The organism is Ezakiella massiliensis (genome assembly GCF_059862345.1).
Genome location: NZ_JCBCEO010000001.1, coordinates 247,996 through 258,620 on the forward strand (window position 1 = coordinate 247,996; position 10,625 = coordinate 258,620).

11 protein-coding genes and 1 tRNA gene are annotated in these 10,625 nt (G+C 34.3%); all 12 read left to right on the forward strand.

From position 1 onward, the window contains the following. Window positions 1-34 precede the first annotated feature (34 nt). The 12 genes from trkA to AC6FXG_RS01170 all read left to right on the forward strand — a co-directional run bounded on the left by trkA (window position 35) and on the right by AC6FXG_RS01170 (window position 10,607). The gene (gene trkA / locus AC6FXG_RS01115; protein WP_500571228.1) at window positions 35-1,390 is read left to right on the forward strand and encodes a Trk system potassium transporter TrkA; all 1,356 of its coding nucleotides are present in this window, start codon (window positions 35-37) and stop codon (window positions 1,388-1,390) included. A gap of 1 nt (window position 1,391) precedes the next feature. Further along, window positions 1,392-2,837 carry a TrkH family potassium uptake protein gene (locus AC6FXG_RS01120; protein ID WP_500571229.1) on the forward strand — a complete coding sequence of 482 codons (1,446 nt, stop codon included), beginning with the start codon at window positions 1,392-1,394 and terminating at the stop codon, window positions 2,835-2,837. An 84-nt stretch (window positions 2,838-2,921) separates the two neighbouring features. Then, window positions 2,922-2,995: transfer RNA gene (locus AC6FXG_RS01125), tRNA-Cys, on the forward strand. Between the two features lie 301 nt (window positions 2,996-3,296). Continuing rightward, complete coding sequence (gene thrS, locus AC6FXG_RS01130) at window positions 3,297-5,210, forward strand: threonine--tRNA ligase (RefSeq protein ID WP_075573751.1); 1,914 nt, start codon at window positions 3,297-3,299, stop codon at window positions 5,208-5,210. After that, window positions 5,211-6,605 (forward strand): dipeptidase PepV, encoded by a 1,395-nt coding sequence (pepV, locus tag AC6FXG_RS01135; RefSeq protein WP_500571230.1) that lies wholly within the window; start codon window positions 5,211-5,213, stop codon window positions 6,603-6,605. A gap of 135 nt (window positions 6,606-6,740) precedes the next feature. Further along, entirely contained in the window at window positions 6,741-7,265 is a 525-nt protein-coding gene (gene infC, locus AC6FXG_RS01140) for a translation initiation factor IF-3 (protein WP_157884893.1), read from the forward strand. Window positions 7,266-7,284: 19 nt separating this feature from the next. Next, window positions 7,285-7,476, forward strand: coding sequence for a 50S ribosomal protein L35 (gene rpmI / locus AC6FXG_RS01145; RefSeq protein ID WP_075573748.1), 192 nt, complete (start codon window positions 7,285-7,287; stop codon window positions 7,474-7,476). A gap of 16 nt (window positions 7,477-7,492) precedes the next feature. Then, on the forward strand, window positions 7,493-7,837 hold the full coding sequence (gene rplT, locus AC6FXG_RS01150) for a 50S ribosomal protein L20 (protein WP_075573747.1): 345 nt from the start codon (window positions 7,493-7,495) through the stop codon (window positions 7,835-7,837). Window positions 7,838-7,919: 82 nt separating this feature from the next. Beyond that, entirely contained in the window at window positions 7,920-9,113 is a 1,194-nt protein-coding gene (locus AC6FXG_RS01155) for an acetate/propionate family kinase (RefSeq protein WP_500571231.1), read from the forward strand. Window positions 9,114-9,144: 31 nt separating this feature from the next. Further along, window positions 9,145-9,324, forward strand: coding sequence for a 50S ribosomal protein L32 (gene rpmF / locus AC6FXG_RS01160; protein ID WP_075573745.1), 180 nt, complete (start codon window positions 9,145-9,147; stop codon window positions 9,322-9,324). 64 nt (window positions 9,325-9,388) lie between these two features. After that, window positions 9,389-10,366: a phosphate acyltransferase PlsX gene (gene plsX / locus AC6FXG_RS01165; protein ID WP_500571232.1), complete on the forward strand. Its 978-nt coding sequence runs from the start codon at window positions 9,389-9,391 to the stop codon at window positions 10,364-10,366. Window position 10,367: 1 nt separating this feature from the next. Further along, window positions 10,368-10,607, forward strand: a complete 240-nt coding sequence (locus AC6FXG_RS01170) for an acyl carrier protein (RefSeq protein ID WP_075573743.1) — start codon at window positions 10,368-10,370, stop codon at window positions 10,605-10,607. The last annotated feature ends 18 nt before the right edge of the window (window positions 10,608-10,625 follow it).

The following is a 10,625-nucleotide window of genomic DNA, read 5'->3' on the forward strand; positions in this document are numbered from 1 at the left end:
TATTGAGCTTATATGTAAATCGAGGAGATAGTTTATGGAAATTGTAATTGTTGGAGCTGGCAAAGTTGGAGAAGCACTTTGCAAGGATCTGGCATCTGAAGGAAATAATATTGTATTAATTGAACTTAACCAAAAAACTCTTGAAAAAGTTATGGAAACATCAGATATTACAGGAGTTGTTGGCAATGGTGCAAGTGTAGATATTCAGATTGAAGCAGGTGTAGAAAACTGTGAAATGTTTATGGCTATAACCGAATCTGATGAATTAAATATAATTGCTTGTATTATTGCAAAAAAACTTGGAGCAAAGGATACAATTGCAAGAGTGAGAAACCCAGTGTATTCTCAAAATATGGATTTTGTAAAAGGCAATCTTGGTATAAAGTTTATGATAAATCCAGAAAAAGAGACTGCATATGATATAATGAATACTCTAAAATATCCTTGTGCTTTTAGTGTAGAGAATTTCTTGTCTAATAAAGTTAATATGGTTGAGTTAGTTGTTGAAAAAGATTCGCCTTTGGATGGATTGGTTTTAAAAAATTACAATGTTACCAAAGAAAAAATTCTTATTTGTGCCGTAGAAAGAAATGGAGAAGTCTATATTCCTGCAGGGGACTTTATGTTAATGGAGGGCGATAGATTTTATATTACTGGGACCAGTAAAGCTTTGAAGCAATTTATAGGAAACTGCAAATACAAGGATGGACTAATTAAATCTGTTTTAATAGTAGGGGGCAGCAGAATTGCTTTCTACCTAATAGAATTATTATTAGAAAAAAATATAAGTGTGAAGCTTATAGAAAAAGACCCTGAAATGGCTGAATTTTTTTCAGAAACTTATCCGCAAATTGTAGTTATAAATGCAGATGGGACAGACCAGCAAGTTCTTTTGGAAGAGAGAATTGAAAACTATGATGCAGTTGTAAGTTTAACTGGCATTGATGAAGAAAATATTATAATATCTATGTTTGCAATCAGTCAGAATGTTTCAAAAAACATTACTAAAATTAACAGAAATATTATGAAGGTCATAGTTGATAAATTGGGACTTGATACAATAGTTACACCTAAAAAAATTATTGCAGACAAGATAATCAGATTTGTTCGTTCGCAAATTGATTCAAGTGGATCAAGGGTAGAGAATTTTAATAGGATTTTAGACAACGAAGTAGAAGTTATTCACTTTTCGATTACAGAAAAATCAAGAGCATTGAATATTCCGCTCAAGGACTTGCACACTATACCCGGGATATTAATAGCTTGTATAAAGAGAAATGGGTCGATTATTTATCCGGGTGGTAATGATTCAATTCAAATTAATGATGAGGTTTTAGTTGTAACAAAGACTAAATATCTGGATAATTTTGATGAGGCAATAGTTGATTAGTATGAACAGAAGAGTAGTATTATACAATATATCTAGAATACTTTTATTGGTAGGGCTCTTGCTTTTTTTACCGATTTTAGTAGCTTTATATTATAGGGAAAGTTTTTATAATATAGCTGCATTTTTAATATCGATACTAATAATTGCACTCGTAAGCCTACCTTTTGCTATAAAGAAGCCAAAAAATTCTGGAGTTTATATTAAAGAAGGCATGATTGTTGTAAGTCTTTCTTGGATTTTAATTAGCTTTTTTGGATCCTTGCCTTTTTATTTTAGCGGACAGATTCCAAGCTTAGTAGATGCATTTTTTGAAACAGCAAGTGGATTTACCACAACAGGCTCAAGTATATTGACAGATGTAGAATCTTTGTCAAATTCTATGCTATTTTGGAGGAGTTTTACCCACTTTATTGGTGGGATGGGAGTCCTAGTATTGGTCCTTGCAATTTCACCAAACACCAGTTTAAGTGATATTCAATTTATGAAAGCAGAAGTGCCTGGGCCACAGTTTGGAAAGATGCTTAGCAAATTAAAAAGTACTGCTCAACTTTTATATTTGATATATATTGGTATGACAATAATTTTGATTTTTGCTCTTGTAATTGCTGGAATGCCAGTTTTTGATAGTGTTCTTCATGCGTTTGGCACAGCAGGAACTGGAGGCTTTGGTATAAAAGCTACTAGTATTGGCTATTATAACTCGGCTGCTATTGAAATTATTATTTCGATTGGGATGATTTTATTTGGGGTAAATTTCCATGTTTTTTATTTGATTTTAATTGGCAAAGTAAAAGATGCTCTAAGATCAGAAGAATTAAAAACATATTTATCAATAATCGCCATTGCTACACTCTTAATTTTTATAAATATATTACCAAGTCAAATAACTTCTGGAAGTGCACTTCGCCAATCACTTTTTAGTGTTTCATCTGTTATGACGACAACTGGCTATTCTACTGCCGATTTTAACACTTGGCCCATGTTTAGTAAGTGGGTTTTGGTAACACTAATGTTTATCGGAGGATGCGCTGGTTCGACTGCTGGAGGAATTAAGGTCTCAAGGGTTATTATAATTTTTAAAACAGCTGTTGCTGAGGTAAAGAAAATTGTATCGCCAAATAGGTGTGTGGTCGTTAATGTAGATAATAGAAAAGTTGAACAGTCGGTGGAAAGAGGGGTCTCAAATTATCTGCTTATATATGCAATAGTATTTATGGCAATACTTGGACTCATATCATTTTTTACACCGGATTTTGAAACAGCCTTTACATCTGTTGCAGCAACTTTTAATAATATAGGACCTGGCCTTGGTGTTGTTGGTCCTACTGGAAGTTTTGCAATGTTTCATCCAATAGCAAAAATTATTTTGTCTTTTGCAATGATTGCAGGCAGACTTGAAATTGTTCCAGTATTATTTTTATTTAATCCTGGTATTTGGAAAAATTAAAATTAAATTAATAATTGGTTGACAATTAAAATTTTATCGTGTATAATCTTTAAGTGATGTTTGAAAAACATTATTTAAAGATGTGGCGGCATAGCCAAGTGGTAAGGCACGGGTCTGCAAAACCTTGACCACCAGTTCAAATCTGGTTGCCGCCTCCAAAATTTAGCAAGCTGAATGCTTGCTTTTTTTATTTATTAGTGCTATAATTTAATTGAATTAAATACTAAGTATTGAAGCGTATTTAAGCTTGCATTTTCAGAGAGGCCCTAGGAGCTGTGATGGGGCTAGTGTGAATTTAAATGTACCGGCGCTTATGTAAGATGCAAGAAATTGCAAACCGTATCCTTTACGTTAAAGGTTTGAGAAGTAATTAGGGTGGAACCACGGATTTAAAGATCATTCGTCCCTTGGGGAGGTGGTCTTTTTTTGTTGATAAAATTAATTTTTTAAGGAGGATATATGAGAAAATTAACTTTACCTGATGGAAGCATCAGGGAATTTGATGATAGCATGGATGTGTATGATATTGTAGGGGAAATTTCTGCAGGCCTACAAAGAAATGCTACAGGAGCAGTCCTTGATGGACATGTAATTGGCATGCAAGATGTGCCAAGTCACGATGGCAAATTTGAAGTTTTAACATTTGATGATTTGGAAGGCAAGAAAGTCTTTTGGCATACATCTGCTCACTTGATGGCTCTTGCTATTCAAAGATTATTCCCAGGAGTTAAATTTGCAATTGGTCCTGCAATTGACCAAGGTTTTTATTACGATTTTGATACTGAGCACAGATTTACTCCAGAAGATCTAGAAAAGATTGAAGCAGAAATGAAAAAAATTGTAAAAGAAGGAAATGAACTCAAGAGATTTGAAATGGACAGGGATGAAGCCATTGAACATTTCAAAAAATTGGATGAAAAATACAAGGTAGATTTAATTGAACACTTCCCATCAGGAGAAGTTATTTCCTTCTATCAATTAGATGAGTTTGTAGACCTATGTAGAGGACCACACTTAAAAGATGTCTCAAAGATAAAAGCTTTTAAACTTTTAAGTGTTGCTGGTGCTTATTGGCGTGGAGATGAAAAAAATGAAATGCTCCAAAGAATTTACGGAATAAGTTTTCCTAAAAAGTCTCTGCTAGATGAATATTTAGATATGCTTGAAGAGGCTAAGAAGAGAGACCATAGAAAACTTGGTAAGGAACTTGATTTATTTAGCATTCATGAAGAAGCTCCAGGAATTCCTTTCTTCCATCCAAACGGCATGATTTTGAAAAATGAACTTTTAAATTGGTGGAGAAACGTATTGATTGATAATGGCTATGGAGAAATTCAAACTCCAATTATTATGAATGAAGATTTGTGGCACCGTTCAGGCCACTGGGATCACTATAAAGAAAACATGTACTTTACAAGTGTTGACGAAGTTCCATTTGCTATTAAACCTATGAACTGCCCAGGTTCTACGATTGTTTATGCAAATGACCTTCATTCATATAGGGATTTGCCAATTAGATTATCTGAATTTGGCCTTGTCCATAGACATGAATTATCTGGTGCCTTACACGGACTTATGAGAGTTAGGGCTTTCACTCAAGACGATGCTCATATTTTCTGCCTTCCATCACAAGTTGAAGATGAAATTAAAAAGATGGTAAAGCTAGCGGACTATATGTATAAAACTTTTGGGTTTAAATATACTGTTGAACTATCCACAAGACCAGAAGATTTTATGGGCGAAATTGAAACATGGAATATAGCAGAAGAGGCCCTTGAAAATGCCCTTCATGACATGGATATAGATTTTAAATTAAATGAAGGCGACGGCGCTTTCTATGGTCCTAAGATTGACTTCCACCTAGAAGATGCAATTGGCAGAACTTGGCAATGCGGAACAATTCAATTGGACTTCCAAATGCCAGAAAACTTTGACCTTGTCTATGTTGATGAAAACAATGAAAGAAAGCGTCCAGTTATGCTTCATAGGGCAATATTTGGATCCCTCGAAAGATTTATGGGCAGTTTAATCGAACACTTGGCAGGCAAGTTCCCACTATGGTTAGCTCCAGTACAAGTTGAAGTTATACCTGTTAGTGAAAAGACAAATGAATATGCAAAAGAAGTTTATGATACACTAAAAGAAAGTGGAATTAGAGTTCACTTGGATTCTAGAGACGCTAAGATGGGAGCCAAGATTAGAGAAGCTCAACTTAAAAAGATTAATTACATGCTAATCCTTGGTGAAAACGAAAAAGAAAATAAAAACATTTCTATTAGAAAGAGAAATGGTGAAAACGTCAATGATGCAGATCTAAATTCATTTATAAAAGATTTGCATGATGAAATAAAAACAAAAAGGATAGGTGATTAAATGGATTTTTTAAAATGGATTGATGAACACAAGGAAGAAATGATTGAAGACTTAGGCAAATTAATTGCCATTAATTCAGTCGAAGGCGAACCAACAGCAGACGCACCTTTTGGTGATGGACCTAAAGAAGCCCTAGAAGCTTTTTTAGAAATTGGTAAAAGAGATGGATTTAGAATCAACAACCTACAAAACTATGCTGGAGATATAGAATTTGGTGAAGGCGAAGAAAGCGTAGGAATACTAGCTCACGTTGACGTTGTACCTGCTGGTGGTAACTGGGATACTGATCCATTTGAAATGGTAAACGACGGAGAATACCTACAAGGTCGCGGAACTCAAGACGATAAGGGACCAGCAATTGCTGCTTATTACGCAATGCGTGCTCTAAAAGAAACAGATGAAAAATTAATCAGAAAAATTAGATTGATTTTGGGAACCAACGAAGAAACTGGTTGGGGCGGCATGAATTATTATGTAAAGAATAAGGCTATGCCTGATTTTGGATTTACTCCAGATGCTGAATTCCCGGTTATATTTGGAGAAAAAGGAATCATTACTGGTACTTTAAAATTAAACTATAACTTCAAAGACACAATGGTTAAAGCAGTTAAGGGTGGAAATGCTCCTAACATGGTTCCAGATTTTTGCACGATTGTAATGGATGGATCCAAAGTTACAAATGAAGTAAAATCAATTGCGACACTCCCTGACTTCAAAGTTGAGGAAAAAGATGGAGAAATTCATATTACCGCAAAAGGTATTAGTGCACATGGTTCAAAACCAGAACTTGGTGTAAACGCAATTTCAAAACTTATGGAACAACTTGCAAAATTAATGCCAGTTGAAGATTCTTTCAGAGCATTTGCAGAATTTTACAATGAAGTCATGGGCTTCCATATGCATGGGGAAGGACTTGGCATTGATTATGAAGACGAGCTAAGTGGCAAGTTAAACTTCAATGTTGGAATGATTTCAAACACAGACAAGGAAATTGACATTGTATTAAATATGCGCCATCCTCTTAAAGGTGTTACAAAAGAAGAAATCATGGATAAAATCAATAAGGGTACTAAAGAATACAAGGGTGAATTTACAAGGACCGGTGGAGAAGATCCACTCTTTATTGATCCAGATGGAAAGCTTGTTTCAATATTGATGGATGCATATCAAAAACAAACAGGCGATACAGAATCAAAACCAATGACAATTGGTGGCGGAACTTATGCAAAGGCTATGAAAAACTGCGTTGCTTACGGAGCTATGTTCTTGGATGATGAAGACAGAATGCACCAAAAAAATGAAAGAATTAAAATTGATCGCTTAATGGACGCTGCAAAGATTTATGCAATTGCATTAAAAAATTTAGCATCTGAAGAAAAAGTGCTTGACAAATAATTAAGCATGTGGTATACTCATGCTTGTGAAGAAAAGTAGAAGGCCCCTTCTCACCTTATCACCTGTTGTGCATAAGGTTACAACAAAATCTTATTTATTGATTTTTAAAAGGGCCTTCTGGGCTCTTTTTTATATTTGGAAGGGGGAAAGGAAATTAAGGAACTCGAAATTAATGAACAAATAAGGGATAGCAAAGTAAGACTCATTGATCAAAATGGTGATCAAATTGGTGTTTGTGAAATTGAAAGAGCATTAGATCTTGCAAATGACCAAGGTTTAGATCTTGTGAAAATTTCACCAAATGCTAAACCGCCCGTATGTAAAATTTTAGATTACGGTAAATACAGATATGAAATGCAAAAACGCGAAAAAGAAGCTAAGAAAAATCAAAAGATTATCAAAGTTCGCGAAATGAAAATGACACCGAATATCGAAGAAAATGATATGTTAGTCAAAGCAGATAAGGTTAAAGAATTTCTAAATAATGGAGATAAGGTAAAAATATCTGTTAGATTTAGAGGCAGAGAAATGGGTCACACCGAAAAAGGTGTAGATGTACTTGAGCAATTCTTTAAAATGATCGAGGACTTGGCAGTTATCGACAAACCTGCAAAATTAGAAGGACGCAATATGGTTATGTACGTATTGCCAAAGAGTTAAATACCAGAAGGAGGAAATTATGGCAAAATTAAAAACACACCGCGCAAGTGCGAAGAGATTTAAAAGAACTGCAAGCGGTGAATTAAAAAGATTTAAGGCTTATAAGAGCCACATTACAGGAAAGAAATCTCCTAAGAGAATTCGCAGTTTAAGAAAAGGCACATTAGTTAGCAAAAGTGATATGAGAAGAATTTCTCATATGATTCCATAAAGTTAGGAGGTTTAGAATGGCTAGAGTAAAAAGATCTGTTTCAGGACGTAAAAAGAAAAACAAAGTAATGAAGCAAGCTAAAGGTTACTATGGTGGAAAATCGAAATTATATAGAACTTCGATGGAAGCTGTATTAAAGAGCCAAAGCTATGCTTACGAAGGAAGAAAGCAAAGAAAAAGAGACTTTAGAAAACTTTGGATTACACGTATTAACGCAGCTGTAAGACCATATGGTCTTTCATATTCAAAATTCATTGCAGCTCTTAAAGAAAACAATATCGAAGTTAATAGAAAGATTCTGTCTGAAATGGCAATTAATGACCCAGCAGGCTTCGAAAAACTTGTTGAATCTGTAAAATAAGCTTTACGAATTCTTGCTTGATTTTTAAAAGCATATAAGATAATATAATATATAAGTGATAATTTATTGAAAGGAACGGAATATGAATATACTTGTAATTAACTGTGGAAGTTCTTCATTAAAATATCAATTAATTGATATGACAAATGAAGATGTTTTATGCAAAGGCTTGGTAGAAAGAATCGGAATTGAAGGTTCAGTTCTAACTCACAAAATCAATGGTGAAAAATTTGTTGTTGAAGAAGAAATGAAAGACCATAAAAAGGCTCTTGAACTTGTTTTAGAACAACTTCTTCACAAAGATCATGGCGCTATAAAGAGTTTGGATGAAATCTCAGCTGTTGGACACAGAGTTGTTCACGGTGGAGAAAAATTCAATGACTCAGTTGTAGTCAACGATGAAGTTATTTCAGAAATCAGAGCTTGCATAGAGTTAGCTCCGCTTCACAACCCAGCAAACATCATGGGAATTGAAGCTATTCAAGAATTGATGAAAGACACACCAAACGTTGTAGTATTTGATACAGCTTTCCACCAAACAATGCCAATGGAAAACTATTTATATGCATTGCCATATGAATATTATGAAAAGTATGCTGTACGTAGATATGGCTTCCACGGTACAAGTCATAACTTTGTATCTAAAAGAGCAGCAGAAATTTTAGGTAAAAAACGTGAAGATTTAAGAATTATTACTTGTCACCTTGGAAATGGCAGCTCAATGGCAGCTATTGACCATGGCAAGGTTATCGATACATCAATGGGACTTACTCCACTTGAAGGTGTATGCATGGGTACAAGATCAGGAGATATTGACCCTGCAATTATTCCTTTCATTATGGATAAGGAAAACTTAGATGCTCAAGGAATTAGCGATATGCTTAATAAAAAGAGCGGTGTACTTGCAATTTCAGGTGTAAGCTCAGACTTCAGAGATATTGAAGCAGAAGCTGAAAAGGGAAACAAGAGAGCTAAAGTTGCCCTAGATCAATTTGCAAATCGTGTAAGAAAATACATTGGTGCTTATGCAACTCAAATGGGTGGCGTTGATGTAATCGTATTTACAGCTGGCGTTGGTGAAAACTCTGTAGAAATGAGAGAAGACATTATGTCCAAGCTAGAATTTTTGGGAACAAAAATTGACAAAGAAAAGAACAATGTTCGTGGAAAAGAAGCAATTATTAGCACAGATGATTCAAAGGTAGTAGCAATTACTGTTCCTACCAATGAAGAATTGATGATTGCAAGAGATACATTAAGATTAACTACAAAATAATTAATCTTTAAAATAATTATGGAGGTGTAATATGGCAGTACCTAAGAGAAAAACTGGTAAAGCTAGAACAGCTAAGAGAAGAGCTTCTTCTTATACTCTTCCAAGAGTAACAGTTATAAATTGCCCTGAATGTGGAGAACCAAAGAGACCACACAGAGTATGCCCACACTGTGGATATTATAATAAACAAGAAGTAATTACAGTTGAGTAATATTAATATGGATGGTATTTTTCTATGCCATCCATATTCTTTTAATAAAATAAGAGAGGTATAAATGAAGTTTCTATTAGATGCAAATGGACTAGACGATGGCAGTTCAGTTGTAATTGATGCAGGTAGAATGGCAAGAGAAAAACTCGGTATAGATATTACCATTATAGGTAAGGCAGATATTGAAGATGCAGTTATTAAAAGTGGCTGTAAATTTTTGCTTGCAAGTGAAGAAATTAGCACAGATGAACACAATCCTGCATTTGCTATTAGAAACAAAAAAGATTCTTCAATAACGAAGGGCTTATACGCATTAAAAAAAGGTGAATATGACGCATTTATCTCAGGTGGAAGCACAGGAGCAGTTTTTGCTGGAGCTTCTTTAATAGTTGGTAGAATTCCAGGTGTTGACAGAGCTGCACTTATGGTTCCAGTACCAACAGTTAAAGGTTTTTCGTATATGATAGATGCTGGAGCTAATGTTGATTGTACACCTGAGATGCTCAAGAATTTTGCAATTATTGCTAGCAATTATGTGAAGCTTATTAAAAACGTAGAACATCCATCAGTTATGCTAATAAATAATGGCATAGAAGAAAGCAAAGGGACAGCTCTAACAAGAGAAACTTACAAGCTTCTTAAAGAATCTGATCTTAATTTTAAAGGCAATTTGGAAGCAAGATATATTTTTGATGGAGAGGCCGGTATTATAGTAACAGATGGTTTTTCTGGAAATCTTTTGCTTAAAGGATTTGAAGGGGAGTTTAGATTTGTATTGAAGTTATTAAAAGATACAGCTTACACAAATATTTTTACAAAGCTAGGCATGCTTCTTATTAAAAAACATTTGAAAAATAATTTTAAAAAGCTTGATGCAAACCAATATGGTGGCGTTCCAATCATGGGTCTAAAAAAAGTAGTTGTAAAAGCTCATGGGAATTCTAACGCTGAGGCTTTTTATAATTCAATAAAAGTTGCAAAAGAAACGTATGAGTCGAATCTTATAGAATATTTAACGAACTTATTTCAAACGGAGGTATAAGATGAGCAATCCGGATAACAAGATTTTAGAGTTAATAAGTGAGCAATTTGGTACTCCAATCGAAAAGTTAACTAGAGAAGTCTCATTTAAGGATGACTTAAATGCAGATTCATTGGATTTAGTAGAACTTATAATGGCTATTGAACTTGAACTTGGCCTTGAAGCCGAAGATGGTGATCTAGATTCTATCGCTACAATTGGAGATTGCTTAGATTACGTGAATAAAGTGCAAAATGCATAAGTGAAATCCAGATATTAT